Raw genomic sequence first — 25888 nt, forward strand, 5'->3', positions numbered from 1 at the left:
TGGTATTATCATACCGACCCTAACACGCCCCGGTATAATAATACCAACTCCCCTGCCGACGCGGTCCGTGAAGGACTCCTTGAGGGACTCTGAGTCCCTCAAGGAGTCCTTCACGGACTTCGGGATCCGCTTACGGGATCGAGACGCCCCGCTCGACGGCCTCCAGCAGGATGCTGCAGGCGAGTTCGATCTCCTCCGCGGTCACGGTGAGCGGCGGCATCAGCCGGATCACGCCGTCGTTGCGGCCGCCGAGTTCGACGATCAGTCCCTGCCGCAGCGCGTACGCCTGGACAGCGCGGGCGTACCCGCTCGCCGGGCGGCCGTCGAGGGGATCGGCGAGCTCGATCCCCCACATCAGCCCGAGGCCGCGGACCTCACGGACCCAGGGGTGACCTCGCAGCGCGCCGAGCCGTCGTTCGAGCTGCCGCCCGCGGTGCCGGACGTTGCCGAGCACGTCGTCCCGCCGGACGACCTGGACGGCCGCGGCGCCCGCGGCGAACGCGGCCTGGTTGCCACGGAAGGTGCCCGTGTGCGCGCCGGGTGCCCAGCCGTCCAGCCGCTCGTCGTAGAGGATGACCGCCACCGGCAATCCCATGCCGCTCAACGCCTTCGAGGCGATGATCACGTCGGGCTCGATGTCGTAGTGCTCGAACGCGAACCAGGTCCCGGTGCGGCCGCAGCCGGTCTGCACCTCGTCGACCACGAGCGGGATGTCCAGTTCCGCGGTCAGCGCGCGGACCCGCCGGACGAAATCGCGGTCCGCCGGGATGACCCCGCCTTCGCCCTGCACCATTTCCAGGATCACCGCGGCGGGAAGGGGGATACCGCCGTTGGGATCGCGCAGGGACCGCTCCAGCAAGCTCACGCAGTTGGTTTCACAGGTGTCCCGCGAGAGTCCGAGCGGGCAGCGGGCACAGTAGGAGTACGGGAAGAAGTGCACCCCTGGCACCCCGTTGGCGATCGGCTGCTTCTGGGAGACGAGACCGGTCATCGCCATCGCGGCATGACTCGACCCGTGGAACCCGCCCTGGAAGGAGACCAGGTCGCCGCGTCCGGTCGCGGTCTTGCAGAGTTTGATCGCGGCGTCCACGGCGTTGGCCCCGCCAGGGCCACAGAAGTGCATCTTCATCCGCGAGCGCATACCCGGTGGCAGCATCGACAGCTGGGCGTCGACGAACTCGCGTTTGGCAGGCGTCGGGAAGTCCAGGCCATGGGTGAGCACGTGCAACTGTTCGGTGGCCGCCTGCACCAGCTCGGGGTGGTTGTGACCGAGGGACAGCACCCCCGCACCGGCCAGGAAGTCGATGAAGACGTTCCCGTCCATGTCCCACAGGTAGCTGCCTTCCGCGCCCGCGATCGCGATCGGCAGGTTGCGCGGGTACGCCCGCGCGCTGGATTCCCATTGTCGCTGGTGTTCGAGGAACTCGGCCGAGCGAGGGCCGGGCAGGTCGCCGTGGACACGGGGCGCCGGTTTCGCTGGATGGGTGTGGGTCATGGCAGCCTCCTTGCCGCGGTGATGACTTCTGCCGTGTCGAGCTCGACCGCCGGATTGGCGTGCCAGCGGGTTCGTTCCGGGGTGACGGTGCCTTTCATCAGGAACGCGTCCGCTTCGGCGATCGAACCCTCCGCCATCTTCACTCCATAGTGGATGAAGGCGCCGGTACCGATCGTGCAGGCCTCGCCGATGGCGATGTAGTCGGATTTGAACGTTCCGTCCTCGAGGGAATGCCCTTGCAGGACGGTGTGCAGGTTGAGCACGCAGTCGTCGCCGATGGCCACCAGAGAACGTTCCGGGATCGCGCACCCGTCGTCGAAGACGCGACGTCCTATCCGGACACCGAGACAGCGCCAGAGGAAGGACTTGAACGGTGTCCCGTTGAACAACGCGAGGTAGCGGGCGGGACTGAGCTTCCAGAACCGCTCGTGCCGCCAGAACGCCGGATCGTAGATCGAGCAGAACCGCGGTCGCATCGAACGGAAGCCCTGCACCACGAGTTCGGCCAGCATCAGGAACGCGACCGAGAACAGCAGCGAGGCAACGATTCCGGCACTGAACGCGAGCGGGCCGAACCGGTCGTGCGCGATACTGGCCGCCGACCCGATGAGCGTGACGCCGAACAGGTGGATCCAGTGCACCAGCAGATAGACGAGGACCGTGCCGATGTTGTGCCGGTTCTTCGCGATCAGACTCCGGCGCAGGCCCTCGCCGGTGCTGAGGTGCTCGAAACCGGTGTCGCGGCGGACGTTCCGCGGGATCTCGAAAGCGGGTGACCCGAGCAGCCCGACGTTCTCCCGGACCGGCCCGTCCAGGGGAACGAGCACCTTGGTCGCCAGCAGGACGTTGCGGCCGACCTTCGCTTCCGGTGGGAAGGCGATCTCGTTGCCCAGGAACGCCTGTGGCGCGATGGACGTGCGGCGCAGCCGGAACGACGAGGCGGAGAAGTCCGCGTTGAGCATCGAGAGGCCGTCCGAGACCATCGTCCCCGTGCCGACCGTGCTGAGGAACGGCGTCTCGTGCTTGACCTCCACCCCGAAGTTGGAGCCGGTCTGCTGGATCTTCGACAGGTCGTACCCCAGCGCCTTCAGGTAGTACACGATGTAGCTGCTGTCGCCGAACAGATAGGTGTACGCGCGGAGGTTGGTCAACCGTGCGATCAGTCGTTGGATCCCGAAGTACGCGCCGTACAGCGGATACTCCCGGCCCGGCCGGAGGAACAGGTTGAGCAGGCGCGGGATCGTGAGGACGACGGCCAGCCCGGCGAGCAAGCCCCCGAAGTACAGCACCGCCGAACCGGCGATCTGATCGCGGTAGAAGGCCCAGCTGGTGAAGTCCCCCGTCGCCGTGAACAGGCGATCGGCGATCACGTCCGTGCCGCCCAGCGTCGCGGGAAGCGTCACCAGCAGCATGAGCAGCACGCTGGAAACGCAGAACGCGAACGGCCTGAACCGGCCGCGCGGGACCGTTCGCAGCGCCCGGTAGTCCACTGTGGAAAGACGGGCAGGCGACCCGTGCCAGGACTCACCGTCGGGCACCGTCTGACCGGTGTTCAACGACGACGAGTGGCCGAGCTGCGCGTCGTCACCGATCGCGGTGTCGATGTCGAGCACGGTCATCTCGCCGACGAAGGCACCCTCGCCGAGGGTGACCCGGCCGGTCTGGATCCAGCCCGCCCTGGCGCGGTAACACGAGAAGAAGGCGTCCTTCCGGATGACCGCGCCGGCGCCGACCTTGAGAAGATCGGTGCAGACCGGTGGATTCCGGGACAGGATCAAGGCGCCTTTGCCGATGTCCGCACCGAGCGACCGCAGGTACCAGGAGTACAACGGGGTACCGGTGAACAGCATCAACGGACTGAACCTGACCAGTGTCTTGACCGTCCAGAAGCGCAGATAGCCAGGGCCCCACAGTGGGATCTCCCCCGGTTTCCACCGTCCGACGATCGTCCACTTCGCCACGATCGGCACCACGGAGAGGGTGACGAACACGACAAGTCCGAGCGCGACGGAGCGCGAGTAGATGTCGACGAGCGCGGTCGCCGCGGAGATCCAGGTGAATCCCGTGTCCAGGATCCACCCCGAGCCTGCGGCGTAGGCGAGGAAGATCAGGGCCTGGAAAAGTCCGCAAAGGACGTAGGCCCCGGTGGACGCCCGGCGCGGCTCCTCGGCACGGGCGACCGTCGTCCCGTTCGAAGCGGGAACCAACTCCGCGAGGCCGCGAACGGTGGGATTCAGGTACACGTCCTTCGCCGACAAAGGCGCGACCTCGCCACGTTCCCGGACCACGGCACAGAATTTCGCCAGCAGCAGAGAATCCGCGCCGTAGTCGTCGAAGAAGTGCCCCGTCGCCGAGATCCGCTCGATGCCGAGGATCCGGCCCATGGCCTCAGCCAGGTGGAGTTCGGTTTCGGTGGCAGGCGCCACGTAGTCGACGTCACTCGCCGTTCTTCGCGGATTGGTCGGTGCCGGGAGGTTCTTGCGGTCGGCCTTGCCCGCCGGGGTCAGGGGAATGTGATCGAGCTGTTCCAGGTAGGCGGGCACCATGTAACCCGGCAGCAGCTCACCCAGACGACGGCGTAGCTCTCCGGCGTCGATGGTGTCCCTGTCGCGTCGCAGGCTGTAGTAGGCGACCAGTTCGGTCGTACCCGCCTCCGGATGATGAGTCTCGACCACCGCCTGGGCGATCCCGGCTATCTGCAGCAGGACCGACTCGATCTCCGTGAGCTCGACCCGGTAGCCGCGGATCTTCACCTGCGTGTCGGCGCGGCCGTGGTACTCGATCTCCCCGTCCGCGGTGATCCGGCCGAGGTCGCCGGTGCGGTAGATGCGGCGGGACGGGTTGTGCCCGATGCCGAGGAAGTCCGGGATGAACGCGCGCTCGGTGAGATCCGGCCGGTTCAGGTAGCCCCCGGCGAGCCCGATCCCGGCGATGCCGATCTCCCCCAGTTCTCCCGCGGCCAGTGCCCGCGGCTCGTCCGGATCGAGGATGACGACCGAATAGGTCGGCAAAGGCACCCCGATGGTCACCGGACGATCCGGTCTCAGCACCGACCAGGTGGCGGTGACCGTGGCCTCGGTCGGGCCGTAGACGTTGAGGAACCGCCGGTCCGGGTGGTACCAGCGACGGACGAGATCCTCCGGGCACGCCTCACCGGACACCAGGAGGAACCGCAGCCGCGGCAGATCCTCGTCGAGGCTGGCCAGCAGGGTCGGGACACAGCACAGCGCGGTGACCCGGTTGTCCCGCAGGAATTCGTGGAGTTCGTGGCCGACCAGGCTGGTACGGCCGGGTTTCGGCACGAGCGTCGCGCCGCACAGCAGCGGGACCCAGATCTCCTCGACCGAGAAGTCGAACGCGATCGTCATCCCCTGATAGACCCGGTCCGTGCCCTGGATTCCGTAGACATCGGCGGCGACACGGACGAAGTTGCAGATCGCGGCGTGGTCGATCGTCACGCCTTTCGGCCGCCCTGTCGAACCGGACGTGTAGACGATGTAGCAGAGTTCGTCGGCCGGTTTGCCCTTCTCGGCGGCGCTGAGCCGCTCGCCTGACAAGGCGGCGATCCGGTCCGAGTCCTCGTCGAGGCAGACCAGATCGACGCTGTCCGGCTCGAAGCGGTTCCGCAGGCCGGAGGTCGACACCACGAGCCGGACGCCTGCGTCGCGGACGATGTAGCCCAATCTGTCGTCGGGAAAACCCGCGTCCAATGGCACATACGCCGCGTTGACCTTGAGCACGGCCAGCATCGCGATGTAGGGGTGGACCGGCTCGTCGAACAGCAGCCCGACCCGGTCACCTGGCAGCACCCCACGCGCTCGCAGGTGGCGGGCGAGACGATTGGCCCGCTCGTCCAATCCGGCGAAGGTGAGCTGTGTGGTCCCGGTGTCCACCGCGAGGCGATCCCCGAGGCCTTCGGCCCGCAACCGGTCGCTGAGCCGCTCGTACAACTGCTCGAGCCGGTCGCCGGCGCGCCAGCGAACCCGCTGTTCGTGGCCGTCGCACGTGAGGACCAGGCCGTCGGTGGTGAACAGACCCGACGGCTGGCCATACGGGCTCATGTCCGGTCCTCCGCGAGGCCGAACGACTCGTGCAGGGCACGGACGGTCGTGTCGACGGCGTCGGCGGGGATCACGGCGGTGAGCCGGGACTGCGAGGTCGTCATCGCCGGCACCGTGACCCGGTGGTCGGCGAGCACCCGCAACAATTCGGGCAGGAAGCCCGGTGGATCGAGCAGCGCCGTGCCGACCACGGAAACCGAGCCGAGCTCCTCGAAAACCGTGGAACGGGCGTCCAGTTCCATCGCGAGTTCCGTGATCGGCGGACCGAGCGGGTCCGAACCCCGGACGGTGAACCGCAGTTCGCCGGGATCGGGCCAGCTCAGGTTCTCCGGTTTCACCCCGCACCTGGCGAGCAACGTGAGCACGCGGGCGTACTGGTCCGGATCGGAGGCCGAAACCTCGACCCTGACCAGCCGCACGTCGCGTTCGTGCGCGATGCCGATGACGCGGGGAGCCCCCTCCAGCGGGGATTCCTCCGCCGTGACGACGGTGGAAGGACCGGGATCGGAGGAATGGGTCACCCGTACGGCCACCCCGTGACGGCGCGCGAGTTCGACGGACCTGGGATGCAGGACACGGGCACCGAGCCCGGCGAGTTCCACCATCGCGTCATACGAGATGGTCTGGACCGGCCGGGTGTCCGGCACGATCCGTGGGTCGGCCGTGCGGACACCATGGACGTCGGTGCAGATCTCGCATTCGGCACCGCCGAGCGCGGCCGCGAGCGCCACCGCGGTGGTGTCGGAACCGCCTCTGCCCAGCGTCAGCAGCTCACCGTTCGCGTCACGTCCCTGGAACCCGGCGACCACGACGACCCGTGCGTCACGCAGCCGCGCGATGATCTTGGCCGGGTCGACCCGCACGATCGTTCCCGCTCCTGGTTCGCCGCTCACCTCGATCCCTGCCTGGTCACCGGACAACGACACGGCTTGGACCCCGCGCTCGGTCAGTGCCATGGCCAGCACCGACGCGGAGACCTGTTCACCCGTCGCCATCAACTGGTCGAGCTCTCGTGGAGCCGGTGGCTCGGCGAACTCGCCTGCCAGAGCGATCAGCCGGTCGGTGGTGTCGCCCATGGCCGACACCACCAGGACCACCCGATCGCCCGCTTCGACGAGCGTGGCCACCTCCGCGGCCACAGCGCTCACCATTTCCGGCGTGGCGAGCGATGATCCGCCATATTTTCGTATGACCAGTCCTTCGTTTCGCGCCTTCCGTAAAGGCGGGTCCAAGCTGACATCGAGATCTTGGGAAGATTTCACCATTTTCCTTAATAGATCGCCGTTATGGCCGGATTTACATTCGAACAGAGCTGTACTCGAATCAGCCCGCCACGAATAGGCGTCCTGGCGGCGGGTTCTACTGCAACAACCGCCGAAGCGGTTGTCGAACAACTCATCCTGGCATCCGGTACTCGGCCTCGTAGAGCCAGGACGACAGCATTGGAAAGTAGTGCGAGAAACTTTGAACGGGTACCTCCATACGTACGAAAGGTTCGATCCGGCTTCGCAAGCCATAAGTCGGTGACAATACGCAAGGGCATACGTACGAACAGCCCACTTCGATGGAATTAGGTCATATGAATGACACTTTCCGATCGACTCCGAAATTCGACAGAATGAGCGAGCAGGAGGGCGAAACTGATCCCTACTCCCATCGACAGGTACGAGATCCCACAAGTGAGCGGCAATTGAGAGGAAGTTGTCAACGCGTCCAAGACGCACCAGGCGGTCGAAACCCGGCATTTTCCCGTTGTTCAGAGGCACGCCACTGACACGTCGATCCGACCCGAAAACAGGACCCTCGACGCGTCCGTGTGGCCGAATCCCATAATGCGGATAGAGTTGCGCACCGCCACTGCATAGCCACTGCATACATCGCTTGCCGACGTCAACCGACTCGTCTGGACGACCTGGATGCCATTTTGTTCCAGTTCGACCGGTCAGTGGCTCGCAAACCACGCCGGAACCCGGTCTGACGATCACAAAAGCCCTCAATGGGACTTATCGAGGTATACGGCACAAGTACCACGCCGGGATGTCCCGGTCGAGGGCACCCGGCGCACGTTCCCAATCAGGGGAAACCGAGAAACGCATTCTCGCTATGGCAATGGATTTCCGGTGCCGCCGTCACACGGAGCACCTTTCTCGACCGTCTGCGGACCGGCGCGATAAAAGTCGAGGAATCGTACTATCCGCGGATCCGCCGGATCGTCCAATGCGAGCCGTCTTCCCCACGCGGTCGCCACCACGGTGGCGGGCAGGCCGGGGTACGGACTGAGCAAAGTGTGGTGTTTTCCTTTGACCAGCCTGCGCAACAGGTCCACCTGACCGGCAGGCAGGTCGGGGCGGTAGGTGAGCCAGACCGCGCCGTGTTCCAGCGAATGCACCACGTTCTCGTTACGCAATGGCTCGGCATACACGCCGCAGTTCTGCAGCACTGGGTCGTGCGGACCACCCGCGGGCGGAATCCGGTCGTACGCGACGGGTTCCGTGGTGTGCCCACGCTCACGGATGGCGAATCGTTCCACACCGGCGATCCCCGGCTCACTCTGCTCGGTGAGCCGGGTGAACCCGACCAGGTCCGCCGCCACGATCGCGAGGGTGCCCAGGAAAAGGAACATCCAAACCACTCCGCGCTGCCTCGGCGCCTTGTCCAGTGCGAAACCGTCGGCCGCTCGGTGCATCAGGCTGTCCGTCCCTTGTCGAATGGCTCCGCTTCCCAGCTCATCGCCAGCTCGCGATACCGGCTGTTGCCCGCGAGCAGGCTCGAATGCGTGCCGTCCACCACCTGACCCGCGTCGACCAGCAGGACCCGGCCGGCCCGCCAGGCGCTGCTGATCCGATGGGCGATCACGACGAGTGTGCCGCCACGGCGGGCGAAAGCGAGTTCCGCGCGTTGTTCGGCGGCCGGATCCAGATGACAGGTCGCCTCGTCGAGGATCACCACCGGCGCGGGGGAAAGATGGGTGCGGGCGAGCGTGATGAGCTGCCGCTCGCCCGCGGAAAGCCCCGCACCGTTTGGAGGTAGCTCCCGGTCGAGTTCAAGCTCGTCCAGACCGAAGAGCCGCGCGGTGCGGAGCAGGTCGCTGTCGGGTGTGTCCGGCGCCAGGTAGGCGAGGTTCTCGCGGACGGTTCCGGCGAAGACGTAGGCCTCCTGCGGGACGAGGGCGACCGAACGGCCGCCGCGGATCGACCCGGCGGTCGGTGCCCTCAGCCCGCAGAGGAGGGAGGCCAAGGTGGACTTGCCCGCCCCGCTGGGGCCGACGACGGCGATGTGCTGCCCGTACGGGATGTCCAGGCTGACGTCGTCCAGTACCGGGTCGGCCGTCGCCGAATAGGTGTACGAGACACGGCGCAGGCTGATGTTCCGGCTGCCGCCCGCCTGCCTCGGGGACTCGCGGTTCCCTGGCCCGACGGCGACCTCGCTGAGCCTGGTCATCGTCCCGATCAGGTCCACCAGCCAGCCCGCGCCACCGTGGACGAGGAACTTCACCGCCGGAGCGAGCCCGAACGTCACGTAGTACACGGCGGCGACGAGGTCGCCCGACGACAGGCTGCCCTGCGAGATCAGGACCGGCGCCAGGACCAGAAGGGCCAGCAGCCCGAGGTCGACGCCGAGGCTCACGGTGAGGGAACGCAACACCCCGACCCTCGCGTACCTGACGGCCGCGTGCCGTGCTGCCTCGACACCTTCGCGTATCTGCCTGGTCGCGGTCGGTTCGGCCGCGAAGGCGACGATGTCCCTGCGCGCGGTGAACACCCTGGTGGCGTCGTCGGCGAGGCGTTCCTCGATCAGAATCGCCTTCCGCTGCCATTTCCAGGCGTACTTCACCAGCCGTCGGTAGACGGCGACGGCCGCGAGCAGGCCCGGAAGCAGCATCAAGGCCGCGACCGGGACGACGGCGGCGAGACCGGCGAGCGCACCGATCGCGACGGAGACCGTGGTGTGCACGTTGCGCAGCACCGTCGCGACGAGCCTCCGGACGGACTCGGTCTCGCCGGTGGCCTGCCGCACGGCGGCACCGGGTTGGGCACTCTCACCCGCCAAGGCGCGGTCCAGCCCGGCTGCCGTGATCGTGGTGACCAGCCGGTCCCGGAGCGGCTCGACGATCCGGGCAAGCGGGCCGAACAACGCCCTGGTCAGCACCGCGCCCGCCAGCTGGATCTGCACGAGCAACGCCAGCCACCACAGTCCGGTCTCGGCCCGTCGCACGAAGAACCCGTCGTCCAGGGCCCGCGCGATCAGCACGCCGGAAAGCGCCGTCGGCGCGGACAGCAGCAAGGCCAATCCCGCGACCGCGCACAGGGACCGCTGGTACGGCGCCAGTTCGGCGCGCAGCAGCCGCACACCGTCGCGCGCCCTCACGGCTCCCCCACGGCGAACAGCTCGCGGTAACCGCTGTCACGCCACAGTTCGTGATGCGGCGCGAGGGCTCGCAACCCACCGTCGCCGAGCCAAGCGACGAGATCCGCGCCTGCCGCGGTTACCACGCGGTGCGCGACGACGAGCGCCGTCCGTGACCGCCACGCCGACCGGATCGCGCGGTTGATCTCCGCCGCGGTCGCCGTGTCCACATTGGACATCGCGTCGTCGAGCACCAGCACGCGGGCGGGACGGGCGAGCGCCCTCGCCAGGCCGAGGCGCTGGACCTCGCCACCGGACAACGGAAGGTGATCGGCCAAAGTGCCGTAGCCGTCCGGAAGCCGCCGGACGAAGAGGTCGGCCCGTGCCTGTCTGGCCGCACGGGCCACGGCGGATCCGGGCAGCGGCGCCGTCGCGGCGATCGCGTCGCCGATCGTGGCCCCGAAGAGCAAGGGTTCTTCGAAGGCGTAGGCGATCTCGCTCCGGAGCGACGAAAGCTCCAGGTCACGGACGTCGACGCCGTCCAGCACCACTCGCCCCGACGTGACGTCGGACAGCCTGCCGACCGCTCCCATCAGCGACGACTTACCCGAACCGGACCGGCCGACGAGGGCGACGTGCGTGCCGGGCGGAACCGTGAAGGTCACCCGGCTCAAGGGCCCGACGGCGACATCTTCGAAGCGGAGCTCACCGTCGCCGGGAGGCAGGGCTCTCGGCCTGGCCGGTACCGGCACGGACGGTGCGTCGTGAACCTCCAGCAGACGCCGGGAGTTGGCCGCGCTGTAGACCATGCCGACCAGCGAGTCCACCTGTTCCAGCAGGCCCAGTGCCAGTTGACTGTAGAAGAGCGCGGCGAGAACCTCGCCGCCATCGAGCCGTCCGGACATCACGCCGAAACCCGCGACGGACAGCAGCGCCACCTCCTGGACCGGCGCGAGCAGGCCCATCCGCCAGCCGATCTCCCGCTGTGAACGCCAGGCAGCGAGGCCCGCGCTCCGCAGTTCCGTCAGTGGACCGAGGATCCGGCGCAACTCACGATCGCGAGTGCGGCCCGCGCGGATGGTCCGTACCCCCGAATGCGCGTCGACCAGCAGCGCGGCCAGCCTGCCGCGCGCGGTCCGGTACCGGGTCTCGGCGTCACCGACCCGTCGGAGGAACACCCGCACCGCGAACCAGCTGATGACGAGTTCCGCCCCGACGAGCCCGGTGAGCCATGGGTCGAGGAACCACAGCGCGACCAGCGCGACCACCGATCCGGCCGCCGTGATCAGCACCCCGATCGCCCCGAAGCCCAGCTGTGCGGGAGCGCCGGCGTCGCCGGAAAACCGGGTCAGCAGGTCACCGGAAGAGAACTCCCGCTGCCGGACCGGCAGTCTCAACGTCTTCTCCAGCAGATCCCGTCGATGACACGCGGTGGTCGCCGCCATCCCCCGCACCGTCACCTGACCCGCGACGACGGACGCCACGAGACCGATGCCGAGCAGGACCGCCAAGGTGATCAGCGGTCCGGTCGCCACCCCCCGGCCGGACATACTCGCGACGGCGTCCGCCAGCGACGACGGCACCAGGAGTTCGCAGGCCAGCGCCACGGCAGCACCGGCGACCGCGAGCACCGTGAGGGCCGGGCGGCGCCTGAGCAGGTCGCGCGATACGACTTGCCGTACGGAGGTCATGGCCGGGGTCTCCTCGTGATGGGAAACCCGCCGGAGGCGGAGTCGGTGTCACGCCTCCGGCGAGTTCGTCTACCGGTTCGATCAGTCGTCGTTGCCGGGCACACCCGGCTGCTTGATGCAGGTCGCACCACAGGACTTGCTGCCGCACGTGAAGCTGCAGCAGCCTGCGGAGAAGTCCATGTAGGACGAACCTGTTCCCGGCTCGGGCAGAGCCTGCAGCGCCTCGACGTTGGGAATGGCCATATCGGTCACCTCCTTTCGGAACGAGTTCCGGAGCGCTCCGGCGAGACGCCGTCGCGCCAGGTCGATGGGTCGGGGTGGAAGAGCCGGCGTCCGCCGAACTTCAGGCGGGCGAGGAAGGCGAGCTGGCCGGAGATCCCCGCGCCGAAGCCACTGGTGATGTCCTTGCCGCCCTCGTCCGGCAGCACGGCCCGGCCGTTCCGGTAGATCCGCCGCGCCCACATGAGCTGCGCGATCGACTCCGCCCAGACCCGGTAGGTCTGGTCACCGGTCGCGCCCGCCAGGTCGAGCAGGAAGTCGCCGTTGCCGGGAAGGCCGTGGCAATAGGCGGTCCCGGCCCAATGCCGGGTCGCCATCACCGCACGGGCCGCGCCGGTCGCGGCCTCGAGGTACCGCTCGTCGCCGGTTTCGGCGTAGAGGCGGCACAGAAAGGTGCCGATTCCCGCCGAACCGTTGCACCACCACACCGGTGCCCGCGACGCCCCTGGGCAGTCCGGCCAGTGAGTGGCCCCGGTGTCGATGCTCGACGCGGTCAGCAGGGTGTCGCCGCAGCGCCGCGCGGCGTCGGCGAAGTCCTCGCGTCCGGCGGCTCCCGCCGCGGCGAGCAGGAACGCGCCGATCCCGGCCACACCATGGGCGAAGCCGTACGAACGGTAGCCTGCGAGATCGGAATCGAACGACATCGGGATCGTCCACATGAGACCGTCAGGCCCCGGATTCGCGGCGGCCAGTATGGATTCGGCGCAGCGAACCGCGCGGCGCGCCAGTTCCGCATCGCCGGTTTCACCGGCCAGGTAGAGAAAGCAGGTGCCCAGCCCCGAGAGGCCGTGGGTGATGTCGGGATTGGGCCAGGCCATGATGAGGCTCTTGACCAGCCGCAAGGCTCGGTCGATGAGCTCCGGGCGGCCCAGCACCCGGCCTGCGTCGTAAAGCGCCCAAGCCGTCCCGGAGAAGCCGAAATACAGGCCGGGAAGCCGATGGTGCCGGCCGTCCAGATGCCGGAGGATCCGGGGCAGCACGATGTCGTAGAGCCTGTCGACGTGCATGTCGTTCTCACTGAGCTTCGCCAGCACCGCGAGGGTGCCTGCCAGGCCGTGCTGGACGGAGCAGGGTTCGTTCAGCTCCCCGAACCCGGTTTCGGGCCACGGTCTCGGCTCGGATTCGGCGGCGGCCGTCTCGGTCAGATGTCCGAGTGCGCCCTCGACCAGTTCGTCCCACTGCTCCGGCGACCAGAGCAGTTCCCTCGACCTGGTGAGCGACGGCGCCGGGGTTTCGGTCAGTTCGATGACCTCCGCCAGGCTCATCCGTTCGGTGGGTTCGGTGCGCATGAGCCCCTTGATCACCCGGCTCAGCGTGCGCGACAACGGTCTGGTCAGTGGCGGGGCGAGCCATTCGGCCACTCGTTCCTCCAACGGGCGCACCTCCGGGAGATCCTCGGCGAAGTCGGGGTTCACGTGGGCGATCTGATGTAGGAGCGTGGCTCCGAGGCTGAAGAGGTCCACGGCCGGATCCGGGTCCACGCAGGCGAACTGCTCCGGCGCGCTCAGGCCGGGGGTTCCGCTGCCCGCACCGAGCACGATCCATTCGGCCGGGCTCCCGGCGCGGACGGCAGCGAGTTCGAGGTCGATCAGCCGGACGGAACCGTCGGGCATCGTCAGCAGGTTGTTCGGCGTGAAGTCGCGGACGACCACGCCCCGCTGGTGCAGACCACGCAGCAACCGGGCGAGCTTCCCGGCAAGCGCGGCGCATTCGGCGGTGTCGAGCTGGCCGTCACCGCTGCGCAGGATCCCGTCGACCCGGTCGCGGAATCGTTCACCGTCCAGGTATTCCTCGATCAGGAAAACGTGTTCCTGCTGCTCCAAAAGATCGACGTACTCCGGGACAAGACCGGTCCCGGCGAGGTGACGCAACACGAATCCTTCGTGCCGGAGGTAGTCACGCGCGTCGAGACCTTCACGATCCGTGCCGACGTGGGGCCGTGCCTCCTTGACGATCACCTCGCGTCCGGTCTCGCGGTCCAGCGCGCGGTAGACACCGCCCTTGTTGGCGTGGCGAACCACCCGCGTGACCTCGTACCGGTCTCTCAGCAACACCGACGTCACGGTCGCGGTGACCTCGCGTCCGAACGGGTCCAGGAGCCAGGAAGGGGGCTGGAAGTGACCTGGCCTCCGGTCCTCCACCGGCGCGCCGTTCTCGTCGAGTACACAATCGCGATACCCACCGTCATTGGTCAGCATCCGGTAGCCGTCGAACGCCCCGTACCGGTAATGAACCAGGCTCCCCTTGCGGTAGCGGGCGTCGGAAAGGATTGCCGGACCGGACAAACCGATGGTCGCTTCGTGCAGCTTCTCGGCGAGTTCCAGCAAAGAATCACGATCCGGCGGGTAGACGGTGATGAACTTACCGGAATTGCCACGCGGGCACTGGAAGTCGTTGAGTTTCAGCACGTCGACCGCGGTGGAGGCGAATTTGAACTGCGCCGAAGAGGCGAGCAGAATCGGCAAACAGGCCTGCAGGACCCACGGCGCGGAGAGCACCGTCGCCGAAACGTGCAGTTTCCAGCCCTGGATACGGCGTTCCTCCAACGGCGGGCGCAGATAGGTCCAGATGTCGGCACGTTCGATCAGCCAGCCGGAAAGCACACAGTCCGCCAGAGATTCCGCAACCAGTTCGCCGGGTTCCGGGAAATCCGCTGACAGTGCCGCCGTCCTCGGCATGGTGTGGAGATCGTCTTCTTCACGAACAAGCGGGAGTGCCATTGCGTGTCCTCGACGTGGTCGGTTTGAGGACATGAACCTAGGCCGCGATTAATCCCCTCCGACAGAGCAGAAGCACTACTCAAGTTCCTATTCGGACGCGCACCCGGATTACTCAATGCGAATGGAGTATCGCCGCTTGACGTATCCCGGCACCGCATCGAGGCTGGCACAAAAGGGTTTCCGCGGAGGACATCTGAGGGGGTGCCGCCTTGGATTCGACGTGGCCGCTGGTGGGACGGCGAAGAGAGCTTTCCTCGATCGACGAAGTGCTGGCGGGGGCAACCGGCGGGCTCGTCCTCGCCGGACCGCCCGGCGTCGGGAAGACCCGGTTGCTGCGGGTCGCGATGGATCGCGCGGCCGCGGCCGGGCGCCGTGTCGAACTACTGGCCGCGACCGGCGCCGGATCCTCGATCCCGCTCGGCGCCGCTTCCCATCTCCTGCCTGCCACCCCGTCGGCGGACGAAGAACCCGACCGCACAACACTTTTCCGATGGGCGTCCGCGGGATGGGACGAGGACGGCGCGGTTCTCGCCGTCGACGACGCCCATCTGCTCGACGAGGGTTCGGCAGCACTGGTCCATCATCTGTGCACCCACCGCCGGGTCGTCGTGATCGCGACCGTGGTGACCGGGGCGAGTGCTCCGGACGCGATCTTCACCTTGTGGAAGAACGGGCAGGCCCGCCGCATGGAGGTTTCCCCGCTTGCCGATCCCCTGATCGACGATCTGATCGGACACGCGCTGGACGGCCACGTTCCGGCGTCCGTCCGAACCCGGCTGCGCAGGCTGGCCGACGGGAACCCGTTGCATTTGCAGGCTTTGGTGCTCGACGGGCTCGAATCCGGTGCGCTGGTGAAGGAAAGCGGAACCTGGCGATGGCAGGGTCCGGTGGTCGGCGCCTGGCGGCTGCACGAACTCGTGGAGGCTCGGCTGCGCAGTTGCGACTCGGCCGTGCGGTCGGTCGTCGAGCTGGTGGCGTGTGGTGAACCCTTGCCGCTCGAACTGGTCGAGCCCGAACCGGGACTGCTCGCTGCCGAACGCGCCGGGCTGCTCGAGGTCACCGGCGACGGCCGTCGCTCCGAAGCCCGGCTCGCTCATCCGATCTATGGCGAAGTCCTCCGTTCCGGCCTGAAACCACTACGTGCCAGAGAGATCCATCGAACCCTTGCCGAACGCCTCGGCGCGACCTCGTTGCGGCGCAGGGACGATTTGCTGCGCCTGACCACCTGGCAGCTCGCCACCGGCGTGCGGCCGAGTGTGCCGGACATGCTCGCCGCGGCCCGGCAATCCCTTGCCCGTCATGACCTCGTGCTCGCGGAACGGCTCGCGCGCGCCGCCGTCGACGCGGGATCCGATCAGGCGCGGACCTTGCTCGCCGAGGTACTCAGCTGGTGCGGACGGCATCAGGACGGGATCGCGGTACTCGCGGAAAGCGGCCGGTCCGAACCCAGCGACTGGACCACCACCAGGGCGAGGCTCCTGTACTGGGGGCTCGCGCGGCACGACGAGGCCACCACGATGCTGCCGGACGACCCGACGGTGACGCGGGCACTGATCCTGCTCGCCGAAGGGAACTGCCGGGAGGCGCTCGACATCGCGCTCAAGATCGCCGAACTGGAGTCGGCCCCGATCGACGCGAGACTCTGGGCGTTCACCACGGCGGTCAACGCCTACGCGATGCTCGGCAAGGTCTCGACGGCGCTCGACATCGCGCGCCAGGGGCGGCGGCTCGCCGAACGCCACGAGGACCTGGTCCGCACCGGACTGCCGTATCTCCGGCTCGCCGAGGGGTACGCGTTGCTGTTCGCGGGCAGGCTTTCCGAGGCACAGGACGTCGCCGAGGACGGTGGGCAGTCGGCCGTGCAGGTCGGCGATCCCGGCCTGATCGCGGCATGGTCGGCGCTGTCCGGACTGATCTCCCAGCTACGCGGGGAACTCCGCGCCGCCGTGACGTCACTGCGCGAAGCCGTCGCCATCGAAACCGCGCAGGATCCGACCGGCAGCCTCCACCTGCACGAGATGATCCTCGCCGGAACGCTCGCGATGAGCGGATCCGTCGACGAAGCGGCGGAAGTCCTCGACGGCGCTCGTGAGGAAGACTCGCGGACCGCGGTCAAGCGGCTCTTCCGGCCGCACGCCGAAGCTCATCGCGCCTGGGTCAGCGCCGCCCGCGGTGACCTGCGTGGCGCGGCGGAGATCGCGCTCGACGGCGCCGCGCTCGCCAGGGACGCCGGACTTCCGTGCATGGAAGCGGTCGTGCTGTACGAGGCCGCCCGGCTCGGCGCGGCGAGGCAGGCGGAGAAACGCCTGAAGGTGCTCGCGGAGACCGTCGAAGGCGACCTGGCCCGCGTCTATCGCGACGCGGCAGCGGCCATGGCGGCGGACGACGAAGCCGCGCTGCTCGCCGCGGCGGACGCGTTCGCCGACCTGCCCGCTCCCCTTCTCGCCGCCGAGATGCTGACGGCCGCCGGTCGGGTGGCGCAGGAAGCGGGGCAGACACGACGGGCGGGCGCCGCTCTCGCGAGGGCGCGCGAACTGGCGCGATGTTGCCCGACCGCGCGGACTCCGGTGCTCGACAGCGTCGAGGGCACTCAGCAGCTGACGCCGAGGGAACGCGAGATCGCCCGGCTGGCCGCGAGGCAGGCGACGAGCCCGGAGATCGCGCGGCGGTTGCGGCTGTCCGTCCGGACGGTGGACAACCATCTGGCCCATGTGTACGACAAGCTCGGCATTTCGAGCAGGATCGAACTCACCTCGCTGTTCCGCGGGAATTGAGAGATCTAGCCCGCCGGCGTGATCAGGCCGTAGTGACCGTCGTACCGGTGGTAGAGGACGCTGCCCCGCTTCAGTCCGATGTCGACGAAGAAGAGGAACGGCAAACCGAGCAGACCGAGCCGTTCCACCGCCTCGGCCGCCGTCAGGACCGGCGCCGGTTGCCCGCTGACGGTCACCGCCAGCCGGAACGGGCTGAGCCGGTGCGGCCCCGGCGGCGTCGACTGCGCCAGCCGGTGCAAGGTGGGGCCGGCGTGGTACAGCACGCTGTCCTGACCCGTCCCCGATTCCGTGAACAGGTGGAAGTCGTAGTCCAGGAGGTGCATCTCGAAGAACGCGTCGTCCACAGTGGAGCGTGCGAGCGAGTAAGCCTTGTGCCGGACGATCTCTCGTTCACCCTCCGGCAGGGGAAGCCACAGCGACGGCAGTCCGGACAGCGAATCGTGGCGCCATTCGCCGGGGTCGACGTCCGGGCGGCGTCCACGCCTGGCCGCCCGGTGGAGCGCGCTCCGCTCCAGCTGGCACCGCAACTTCGTGTCCAAGCGGGCGATCGCCTCTTCGGCGGTCGGTGCGGCGACCTGGGCCCGCAGCCGCCTCCCGCCGACGTCGAGGTTCGCCTGAACGACCACGGGCTGTTCCATGGTGGGATTCCCGTGCCTGCTCAGCCGCACCGACGCGGCGAGCACGGGACGGTGGGCGATCGCGAAAAGCCGTTTCACCCTCCGCCCGGCACGCTCGGCGACGGCGGGCGGAAGGTCACCGCGCACCGTCACGTGCACGTCGGGTGTCACCTTGATCCCGGTCGTCCGCATTTCCTCGATCCTTTCCGAAGACCGCCTGATGCGGCCGCTCTCCCCTGACCGTGAGCGGTTCCTCCCGTCGGATGACGAACGTGGGAAGCGCCCCCGGCCGGACGACGGCGACAGGACACGGCACGCGCCCTGGCAACTCCTGGCCGACAGAACCGAGCAGCAGTCCGCCGAAACCACTGTGGCCACGGTTTCCGACCACGATCAGCCCGGCCCGCCCGCCGTACTCCGTCAGCACCCGGCCAGAGCGGCCCCTGACGACGAGGCACTCCGACAGGACCTGCGGGAACCCCGATGCGACCCAGTCGACGTGCTTCTCCAAAGACCGCAGGGAAAGCTCCTGCGCGGCGGAACCGGCCGGATCGTTCTCGGGCAAGGTCTTGAGCACTGTCACCGGCACGCCGAGGGTCGACGCTTCCTCGAACGCGAACCGCACCGCGGCTGCCGAACCACTCCAGTCGTCCACCCCGACCAGCACCGGTCCCGATCCGCTCCGATCGCCACGGACGACGATGACCGGACAGTGGCCGTGGACCGCGAGCGCGAGCCCCGACGACCCCAGCAGCAACCGGCCTGCCCCGGTGAGCCCGCGTGAACCCAGCACCACCATCGCCGCCCGCCAGGACTCGTCGACCAGCAGTACCCGTGGATCCCCGGATCTGGCCTCGGCTTCGATCTTCAGCGACGGCTCCGACGTCCGGGCGACTTCGGCGGCGGTCTCCAGCCTGCCGGCAGCGGTCGCCCACATGGCTTCACGTACTTCGGCCGCGGTGACCTCCAGGTTGGGATAGTCGTGGTCCGGCGGGACGCAGGCGTGGACCAGCCGCAGCGGTCGCTCGTTCCGGACGGCTTCCCCCGCCGCCCAGCGCACCGCCCGCAGCGCGGATTCGGAACCGTCGACTCCCGCCACCACGGGTTCACGCCTTCCCACCGCCGCCACCGCCTTCCGGACGGCCGGTCTTTCGGACCGAGGCGAACCGCCTGCCGAGCGCCGCACCCCACTCGCGGGCACGGTCGAGCTCACCGGCGCGCAACACCGGCTGTTGTCCGTCGGTCTCGACCAAGAAGCTCTCCGGTGGCACGAGTGGCACGCGGCCGAGCCGCCGCAACCTGCGTAGCGCGACGACCGCGGCGGAACCGGTGAGCCAGCGCGGTTTTCCCATCCGGGTGTCGAAGGCCGCCACCGGGCCACCCGGCAACCGGTTCAAGGTGCCGAGCCATTCACGGAGGCCCGTACTCGATCGGACATCGTCCAAGGCCTGCCTGGCCGCCTCGGACCGGCTCGACGGCCATGACAGCCCGTGCACGTGAGTCGGCCCGCCGACCACCAGCAGATCGGCGTCCGGCACGGACCGGACGTCGTCGACGTTCACCACGGAGACCTCCGTGTACCGGCCGAGACCTTCCCCCACGGCTTTCGCCACTTGTTCGGTGTTCCCGGACATCGACTCGTACACCACCATCGCCCGCATCAGCGTTCTCCTTGCCCTGCCGTCGAAACTCCACGAGATGCCCGCGAGGCGGCGAAAACGACCAATGCCACCGCGCCCGCCATCGTGAGCAGAAGGAAAGCGAGCCACAGGAACGCGAGCACGAGGTAGTGCGGGACCGCCAGCAACCACTTCACCAGCCACAACCAGCGCGACAGACCGGGGTCGAGCCTGGCTTCGACACGAACTGCCTGGTTCACGACGCCTCCTCGACACGGAGCGGACAGCTCGACGATCCGGGTTTCCCCGCCGCCTGGACAGGAACGAAGGACCCTGCCAGGCGGGTCCTCCGACCCTCCTCGGCGTCGCGGGTGGCAAGAACCATGGGAATCAGCGGTTCCGCTACCGATGAGGCAGGTGCTCCCGATGGATCGTGGGACCGGCACCGAACTCGCCGCCTGGAGCGGACGCCACACCGCTCCGGACGGCGTCCCGTCGGCGAACGCGCCCGCGCGGGACGACACCCTCGGCGTCCTGCCGACGGGCGCGTTCGCCGACCCCGCATTCGGCCGACCACCGGCGCCGCGCCGTCAGAGCCACTGACCGAAAGGACTTTTGGTGATGTCTTACGGACACTGTTACGCCGGCAGCGGCTGGATCGGTGTGGTCCTGGTGCTCGCCATCGCGGTCATCGTGGTCGCCGGACTCGTCACCGTCGCCGTGCTCCTGCTGCGCCGGTACACGCGGCCGGCTTCCGGCCGTGACGAAGCCTTGCGGATCCTCAACGAACGCTTCGCCCGCGGCGAGATCGACAAGGCCGAGTACGACGAACGCCGCGCCGCGATCCGGAACTGAGCCCCGCTCAGAAGCCGCGTCCGAGAACTTCGTCGACGGCACGGCGCGGACTGGCCGGTACCGCCCCGGAGGGGTAGCCGAACCGCATGAGTGCCTGCGGGAACCCGGCCAGTTCGAGGTCTTCGCACAACGCGGAGCGCACCTCGGGCAGGTGCAAAGGCTGCGTCAGCACCGAACCGACGAGCCCTCCGTCGACCGCGTCGAGCCAGGTGGTCTGCACCGCGTGACCCGCCGTCAGATGGTCGTACCGGGTGTCGTCGAGGGTCAAGAACACGAGCAGCGTCTCTGCGGCCAGCCGTCTCATCAGGACCGCGCTGTCCGGCAGTGCCGTCGAAGGGCGGACCAATCCCGCCCACGGCAACGATCCCGGCGGAAGCGCCGTCGCGGCGAGCCCCACCCCGTGCCGATGCGAAACCTCGTCGCGGATGGCGATCCCGCATGCGGTGGCATCGCCCTCGACGTGGGCGAAGTGCTGGAAGAACTCCTTCGAGAAGCCTTCGGCTCGTTCCAGTTTCAGGCCCGTCCTGCTCGGGGTCACCGATTGGATGTCGCCCTGGGCGGTTTGGGCACGATCGGTCACCCGATCGAGCGCCGCCCACAGCAGACCCGACGGCCGGAGACCGAACGAACCGGACAGGAAATCGAGTTCCGGTGCGCTCCGCCAGACACGAGGCGGAAACCAGCGTCCGTTCCGCCACGGGCGAGGCGCGACGAGCACTGCCCGCGCCAGCGCGTCCGGGCCCACATTGTGCCGGAGAGCGGCGGTTCGCAACGCATGGATCGCCATCATGGCATCAGCCAGGTCGTACCGGGCCATCAGGACACCGGCCACGTGTTCCAACGTCGCCTTGTCGCGCAACTTCGTCAGGATGGCATCGATGTCGATCGGCTGCCCGTTCACGGCAGTCGACACCCGCTGCGGCCCACCGGTCAACGGCACGATTCCACTATCCGCCGCCCGGTATCCCTGGACAAGATGTCAACCCACTGGCGCGGAGTGGCTCAACCTCCCGTCGTGGACTTCGGTGATCCGGTCCACCGCGGCGAGGTGGACCCGGTCGTGGGTGACCAGAACGGTCGCGGTGGAGCGCTCGTGAGTGAGCCGGGTGATCAGGTCGACGACCGCGGCGCCGCGGTCGTGGTCGAGTGCGCTCGTCGGTTCGTCGATCAGCAGCACGGTGGGCTCGTTCATCAGAGCGCGGGCGATGTTCACCCGCTGCCGTTGACCACCGGAGAGCTGGTGCGGACGGCGTCCCGCCTGCGGTGTGAGCCCGACGGCGTCGAGCAGGTCCATGGCCGCGTCACGGGCCTTGGCCGTGGAGCGGCCGTCGATCCGGGCCATGACCTGAAGTTGTTCGACGGCCGTGAGCGAGGGCAGCAGATTGGGTTGCTGGAACACGATCCCGATCTTGCGACGCCGCAGTTCCGTGAGTTCACCGCGGGTCAGACCGGTGGTCACGGTGCCGTCGATCGTGACGGTCCCGTCGTCCGGGGTGATGAGGGTGGCGGCGACGGCGAGCAGGCTGGACTTGCCGGAGCCAGAAGGCCCGGCGACAGCGGTGAGCGCGCCCGCGGGCACGTCCAGGGTGACGTCGTCCAGGGCGGTGAGGCGGGAGTCGCCGTCGGGATAGGTGAGGGTGACGCCGGTCAGGTTCAGGCTCATCGGGCACTCCCCAGTGCGGTCAGCGGGTCGACAGCGGTGATGCGGCGGACGGAAAGAGCGGCTCCCAGCGCGCCGAGCAGGATCATCACGGCGGCCGGGACGAGAACGGTGGCCGGAGTCAGCAGGAACGGCACGGCGGAGCCGGCGACCACGGCACCGAGGCCGACGGCCAGCCCTGTCCCGAGGGCGGTTCCGCCGACGAGAAGCACGACTGCCTGGCCGAGCGCGTCTTTCAGCAGGAAGCCCGTACTGGCCCCCAATGCCTTGAGGACGGCGATGTCGCCGCTGCGCTGGATGGTCCAGACGGTGAAGAAGGCACCGATCACGAGTGCCGAGATGGCGAAAAGGAAACCCCGCATCAGTTGCAGCGAACCGTTTTCGGAGGTGTAGGAGCCGATCGCGGACAGCGAGTCGGTCTTCGAAACCGTCTTCGTGCCCACGGCACGGTCTATGGCCGTGACGTCGACGTCGGCTGTCGTGGTCAGCGCCAGCACGGTCGCGCTCGGCTCACCGCCCGCGGGCGGCACCGTCTTCGCCCAGACGTCGAGGCCTGCCCACACCACCGGGGTGTGGCTGAACCAGGCGTCCCCTGACACGGCGGCGACGGTCAGCGGACGCCCGGCGACGGAGAGGGTGTCCCCGTTCCGGACGCCCAAATCCTCGGCGGCGGAGGTCGACAACACCACCGAGTCACCGGTGATGGCGCCGCTGTCCGAGGTGAGCGTCGAACCGGCCCGGACACCCAGCACGGTGATCCCGGCGCTCCGGTTCCCCGCGGTGGCCTTGGTGGTGGCGATGCCCAGCGGTTCGGCACCGGTGACGCCAGGGGCCGCGGCCCACTGCCGCCGCTGCGTCTCGGTGAGGGCGGAATTGGCGTAGGAGAGGCTCTGTCCGTCGCCGGGAGCGGCGAAGACGATCTTGTCGGCGGGCAGGCCGGTGATCGCGGAGATGTTCTGCTCGCCGAGCCCGGCGGTGAGCCCGGACAACAAACCGACCAGCAGGGTGATCAGCACGACTACGGCACCCATCAGGGCGAATCGCCCTTTGGCGAATCTCAGGTCTCTCCAGGCGACGAACACGGTTCCGGTCTGTCCTCTCCGGCGGGTGGATTGGGTACCTCTCCACGATCGCCGCCGGGCCCCGCGAGGACATCTGGCCGGAGATCACACTTCGCGGGCCGGAAGACGGCACGCCGCCTCTACCTTTGGATAGAGGCGCACCGCGATCCGGCTCCGTAGCCTGGACGCATTGTGATCACCACGCCCGCTTTGACCCCGACGAGCCGGATGCTGACCTGGTGTCTGCACCTGCTGCTCATCGCCCTGCTCGCGCTGGCGGCAGTGCGAGCGGTCGTCGACGGCTCACCCCGTGCGGGAGCGGTCGTCGCGACGGCACTGACCTGCGGCGTGGTCTACGCGGCGGGCCCGCTCCTGCCCCGTGTCAGGACGTCCCGGCGAGCCGCCGCTTGGTGGCTGTTCGCGGTGGGCGTCGCATGGCTGGTCCTGCTGGCGCTGACCGCCGACGGCGTGTGGGTCGCGTTCCCGCTGTACTTCCTGCAGTTGCACTTGCTGCCGCGCCGTCAGGGCCTGGTGGCGGTGATCGCGACAGCGCTGGCCGCGATCATCGCGTTCGCCGCCCATCAGGGTTCCTTCGTCCCGGCGGCGGCGATCGGCCCGGCTCTCGGGGCCGCCGTCGCGGTCGCCGTGGTCTGGGGCTATCAGGCGCTGTACCGCGAAAGCGAACGGCGCCGGAACCTGATCGAGGAGCTCACCGCCACCCGCGCGGAACTCGCCGGAGCCCAGCACGAAGCGGGGGTGCTCGCCGAACGGGAGCGGCTGGCCAACGAAATCCACGACACCCTCGCCCAGGGGTTGTCGAGCATCCAACTCCTGTTGCGTGCCGCCGAAAGACGGCTGCCCGACAACGCCGGGAACGCCGCCCTCTACGTCGAGCAAGCCCGTCAGGCGGCCGCGGACAACCTCGCCGAAGCCCGCCGCTTCGTCATCGCGCTGTCTCCCCCCGCACTCGACAACACCACTTTGCCCGACGCGCTGGAACGGCTGTGTGCCACCATCAGCGCCCGGCACCGGGTCGCCGCGCATTTCCGGCTCGTCGGCACTCCCGTTCCGCTGCCGACCACGCATGAGGTCGCGATGCTGCGCATCGGCCAGTCCGCCCTCGCGAACACCGTCCGGCACGCCAAAGCGTCCATCGCCAGGGTCACCTTGAGTTACCTGGACGAGCACGTCACCCTCGACGTCGTCGACGACGGGATCGGCTTCGACCCCGAGCGCGGTGGCTTCGGACTGACCGCGATGCGCACCCGTGCCGAAACACTGGACGGGACCCTCACCGTCGAGTCCTCCCCCGGCCAGGGCGCCGCCTTGTCCGTGCGGTTTCCCGTCGAACCCCAGGAACTCCCGTGACCGAACCCCCGATCCGTCTCCTCCTGGCCGACGACCACCCCATCGTCCGGGCCGGACTGCGCGCCCTGCTGGAAACCGAACCCGGACTCCTCGTCTCGGCCGAAGCCGCGACAGCGGAGGAAGCGGTGGCCCGCGCCTCGGAAGGCGACATCGACGTCGTGCTGATGGACCTGCGCTTCGGCCCCGGCATGACCGGAGCCGAAGCCACGGCGGCCATCACCGCCCGGCCGGGTGCGCCCCGCGTTCTGATCGTCACCACGTACGACTCGGACGCCGACACCCTGCCCGCCATCGAAGCGGGCGCCACCGGCTATCTCCTCAAAGACGCCCCTCCCGAAGATCTGGCAGCCGCCGTGCGCACAGCCGCGGCCGGGCGCTCCACGCTGGCGCCGACCGTGGCCGACAGGCTCATGAACCGCATGCGCATGCCGAACATCGCGCTGACCCTGCGGGAGATCGAGGTGCTGGTCCTGGTGGCCGACGGCCTGTCCAACCGGGCGATCGCCGACAGGCTCCATCTGACCGAGGGCACCGTGAAATCCCATCTGGCCCGCAGCTACACCAAACTCGGTGTCGACTCCCGCACCTCCGCCGTCGCCACTGCGACCGACCTCGGTCTCATCCGCCGCGCGCCTCGTGAGTGGTGAGGACGGTTAGAACCGTCCTCACCACTCACGCCTGACCTGCCGACGGTCCAAGCACGCGCCCCGCTGGTCGCGTTGCGAAAGCCACTTTCGCAACCTTCAACGTTGCGAAAGTGGCTTTCGCAACACGCCCTCCCCGCCAGACCGCACTGGACCCCAGGGGATCGCGGGTCTCGTGAGTGGTAAGGACGGTGAGAACGCGACTTACCACTCACGCCTGACCTGCGCGAGGGTGGCGGTTCTGCGGCTGTCGGCTCAACGGGAGAAGGTTCCGGACGTTCAACGGCCGGAACCTTCCCCGCTCGACCGCACCGAGACCGAGTGTGGAGGATTCAGGACGTTGAACGTCCCAAATCCTCCACGCTCGACCGCCAGTGGGTAGACAAGTACCGGTCCACCAGAACCAGCCTCACCACTCACGACCCCGACCGCACCAGCAGTCACAACAGCGCCGCGTGAAGGCCGGCAAGCGCTGATGCCCGAGTGGCGGTGCCGGACCGGTCACGCGAAACGGTCGGCCCGGCATTGGGGTCGTGAGTAGTGAGGACGGTTAGAGCGGACCCGTATCTGCCTACTCACGCCTGACCTGCGCGTGGGTGGCGGTTCCGCGGCTATCGGGCTCGACGGTGAAGGAATCAGGACGTTGAACGTCCTGATTCCTTCACCGCCACAGGGTCGCCCGGTCTCGGATCTTGAT

The 25888-nt window shown here is 68.4% G+C and carries 18 protein-coding genes and 2 pseudogenes; 5 read left to right on the plus strand and 15 right to left on the minus strand.

What is annotated here, in order from left to right; translation table 11 throughout:
• Positions 1-130: 130 nt before the first annotated feature.
• From AMYAL_RS0133030 to lanL, 8 genes are all read right to left on the minus strand, one after another.
• Positions 131-1495 carry a diaminobutyrate--2-oxoglutarate transaminase family protein gene (locus AMYAL_RS0133030; RefSeq protein ID WP_020635572.1) on the minus strand — a complete coding sequence of 455 codons (1365 nt, stop codon included), beginning with the start codon at positions 1493-1495 and terminating at the stop codon, positions 131-133.
• Positions 1492-5556: a Pls/PosA family non-ribosomal peptide synthetase gene (locus tag AMYAL_RS0133035; RefSeq protein ID WP_020635573.1), complete on the minus strand. Its 4065-nt coding sequence runs from the start codon at positions 5554-5556 to the stop codon at positions 1492-1494. Before AMYAL_RS0133035 ends, AMYAL_RS0133030 begins: the two co-directional genes overlap by 4 nt.
• Positions 5553-6821: an aspartate kinase gene (locus tag AMYAL_RS0133040; protein ID WP_084702193.1), complete on the minus strand. Its 1269-nt coding sequence runs from the start codon at positions 6819-6821 to the stop codon at positions 5553-5555. Before AMYAL_RS0133040 ends, AMYAL_RS0133035 begins: the two co-directional genes overlap by 4 nt.
• 836 nt (positions 6822-7657) lie before the next feature.
• On the minus strand, positions 7658-8179 hold the full coding sequence (locus tag AMYAL_RS0133045) for a thioredoxin-like domain-containing protein (protein ID WP_245193204.1): 522 nt from the start codon (positions 8177-8179) through the stop codon (positions 7658-7660).
• A gap of 62 nt (positions 8180-8241) precedes the next feature.
• Entirely contained in the window at positions 8242-9924 is a 1683-nt protein-coding gene (locus AMYAL_RS0133050) for an ABC transporter ATP-binding protein (RefSeq protein WP_020635576.1), read from the minus strand.
• Entirely contained in the window at positions 9921-11594 is a 1674-nt protein-coding gene (locus tag AMYAL_RS0133055) for an ABC transporter ATP-binding protein (RefSeq protein ID WP_020635577.1), read from the minus strand. The genes AMYAL_RS0133050 and AMYAL_RS0133055 overlap by 4 nt, the downstream gene beginning before the upstream one ends.
• 81 nt (positions 11595-11675) lie before the next feature.
• Complete coding sequence (locus AMYAL_RS49520) at positions 11676-11837, minus strand: listeriolysin S family TOMM bacteriocin (protein WP_020635578.1); 162 nt, start codon at positions 11835-11837, stop codon at positions 11676-11678.
• A 5-nt stretch (positions 11838-11842) separates the two neighbouring features.
• On the minus strand, positions 11843-14593 hold the full coding sequence (lanL, locus tag AMYAL_RS0133065) for a class IV lanthionine synthetase LanL (protein WP_020635579.1): 2751 nt from the start codon (positions 14591-14593) through the stop codon (positions 11843-11845).
• Between the two features lie 209 nt (positions 14594-14802).
• On the opposite strand from lanL, the gene AMYAL_RS0133070 reads away from it, so the two are divergent.
• The gene (locus tag AMYAL_RS0133070; protein ID WP_020635580.1) at positions 14803-17367 is read left to right on the plus strand and encodes a LuxR C-terminal-related transcriptional regulator; all 2565 of its coding nucleotides are present in this window, start codon (positions 14803-14805) and stop codon (positions 17365-17367) included.
• A gap of 5 nt (positions 17368-17372) precedes the next feature.
• On the opposite strand, the gene AMYAL_RS0133075 is transcribed toward AMYAL_RS0133070, so the two are convergent.
• The 4 genes and pseudogenes from AMYAL_RS0133075 to AMYAL_RS0133090 form a co-directional block, all read right to left on the minus strand.
• The gene (locus AMYAL_RS0133075) at positions 17373-18176 is read right to left on the minus strand and encodes a ribosome hibernation promotion factor (protein WP_020635581.1); all 804 of its coding nucleotides are present in this window, start codon (positions 18174-18176) and stop codon (positions 17373-17375) included.
• Entirely contained in the window at positions 18121-19104 is a 984-nt protein-coding gene (locus AMYAL_RS0133080) for a universal stress protein (RefSeq protein ID WP_245193206.1), read from the minus strand. The genes AMYAL_RS0133075 and AMYAL_RS0133080 overlap by 56 nt, the downstream gene beginning before the upstream one ends.
• On the minus strand, positions 19091-19645 hold the full coding sequence (locus tag AMYAL_RS46665; RefSeq protein WP_020635583.1) for a flavodoxin family protein: 555 nt from the start codon (positions 19643-19645) through the stop codon (positions 19091-19093). The genes AMYAL_RS0133080 and AMYAL_RS46665 overlap by 14 nt, the downstream gene beginning before the upstream one ends.
• Positions 19646-19701: 56 nt before the next feature.
• A pseudogene (locus AMYAL_RS0133090) lies at positions 19702-19863 on the minus strand (DUF4389 domain-containing protein); the annotation flags it as partial.
• A gap of 184 nt (positions 19864-20047) precedes the next feature.
• Here AMYAL_RS0133090 and AMYAL_RS49525 point away from each other — a divergent pair.
• Together AMYAL_RS49525 and AMYAL_RS0133100 are read left to right on the plus strand one after the other, a co-directional pair.
• A pseudogene (locus AMYAL_RS49525) lies at positions 20048-20179 on the plus strand (Acg family FMN-binding oxidoreductase); the annotation flags it as partial.
• 45 nt (positions 20180-20224) lie between these two features.
• Entirely contained in the window at positions 20225-20458 is a 234-nt protein-coding gene (locus tag AMYAL_RS0133100; protein WP_020635586.1) for an SHOCT domain-containing protein, read from the plus strand.
• 7 nt (positions 20459-20465) lie between these two features.
• Here the strand turns inward: AMYAL_RS0133100 and AMYAL_RS50515 are convergent, their stop codons facing one another.
• The 3 genes from AMYAL_RS50515 to AMYAL_RS0133115 are packed head-to-tail and all read right to left on the minus strand — an operon-like array spanning position 20466 to position 23200.
• Positions 20466-21398, minus strand: a complete 933-nt coding sequence (locus AMYAL_RS50515; RefSeq protein ID WP_020635587.1) for a hypothetical protein — start codon at positions 21396-21398, stop codon at positions 20466-20468.
• 39 nt (positions 21399-21437) lie between these two features.
• Complete coding sequence (locus AMYAL_RS0133110) at positions 21438-22121, minus strand: ABC transporter ATP-binding protein (RefSeq protein WP_020635588.1); 684 nt, start codon at positions 22119-22121, stop codon at positions 21438-21440.
• Positions 22118-23200, minus strand: coding sequence for an ABC transporter permease (locus AMYAL_RS0133115; protein WP_020635589.1), 1083 nt, complete (start codon positions 23198-23200; stop codon positions 22118-22120). The genes AMYAL_RS0133110 and AMYAL_RS0133115 overlap by 4 nt, the downstream gene beginning before the upstream one ends.
• A gap of 171 nt (positions 23201-23371) precedes the next feature.
• Between AMYAL_RS0133115 and AMYAL_RS0133120 the strand changes: the two genes are divergently transcribed.
• Positions 23372-24547: a sensor histidine kinase gene (locus AMYAL_RS0133120; protein ID WP_026467646.1), complete on the plus strand. Its 1176-nt coding sequence runs from the start codon at positions 23372-23374 to the stop codon at positions 24545-24547.
• On the plus strand, positions 24544-25194 hold the full coding sequence (locus AMYAL_RS0133125; protein ID WP_020635591.1) for a response regulator: 651 nt from the start codon (positions 24544-24546) through the stop codon (positions 25192-25194). The genes AMYAL_RS0133120 and AMYAL_RS0133125 overlap by 4 nt, the downstream gene beginning before the upstream one ends.
• Positions 25195-25888 lie beyond the last annotated feature (694 nt).

Source organism: Amycolatopsis alba DSM 44262 (assembly GCF_000384215.1).
Classification (GTDB): domain Bacteria; phylum Actinomycetota; class Actinomycetes; order Mycobacteriales; family Pseudonocardiaceae; genus Amycolatopsis; species Amycolatopsis alba.

Coding starts and splice junctions, on each gene's coding strand:
- AMYAL_RS0133110 (WP_020635588.1), bottom strand. CDS start 22,121: ATGAGCCTGAACCTGACCGGCGTCACCCTCACCTATCCCGACGGCGAC.
- AMYAL_RS0133040 (WP_084702193.1), bottom strand. CDS start 6,821: ATGGTGAAATCTTCCCAAGATCTCGATGTCAGCTTGGACCCGCCTTTA.
- AMYAL_RS49520 (WP_020635578.1), bottom strand. CDS start 11,837: ATGGCCATTCCCAACGTCGAGGCGCTGCAGGCTCTGCCCGAGCCGGGA.
- AMYAL_RS0133100 (WP_020635586.1), top strand. CDS start 20,225: ATGTCTTACGGACACTGTTACGCCGGCAGCGGCTGGATCGGTGTGGTC.
- AMYAL_RS0133030 (WP_020635572.1), bottom strand. CDS start 1,495: ATGACCCACACCCATCCAGCGAAACCGGCGCCCCGTGTCCACGGCGAC.
- AMYAL_RS0133075 (WP_020635581.1), bottom strand. CDS start 18,176: ATGCGGACGACCGGGATCAAGGTGACACCCGACGTGCACGTGACGGTG.
- lanL (WP_020635579.1), bottom strand. CDS start 14,593: ATGGCACTCCCGCTTGTTCGTGAAGAAGACGATCTCCACACCATGCCG.
- AMYAL_RS46665 (WP_020635583.1), bottom strand. CDS start 19,645: ATGCGGGCGATGGTGGTGTACGAGTCGATGTCCGGGAACACCGAACAA.
- AMYAL_RS0133045 (WP_245193204.1), bottom strand. CDS start 8,179: ATGTTCCTTTTCCTGGGCACCCTCGCGATCGTGGCGGCGGACCTGGTC.
- AMYAL_RS0133055 (WP_020635577.1), bottom strand. CDS start 11,594: ATGACCTCCGTACGGCAAGTCGTATCGCGCGACCTGCTCAGGCGCCGC.
- AMYAL_RS0133035 (WP_020635573.1), bottom strand. CDS start 5,556: ATGAGCCCGTATGGCCAGCCGTCGGGTCTGTTCACCACCGACGGCCTG.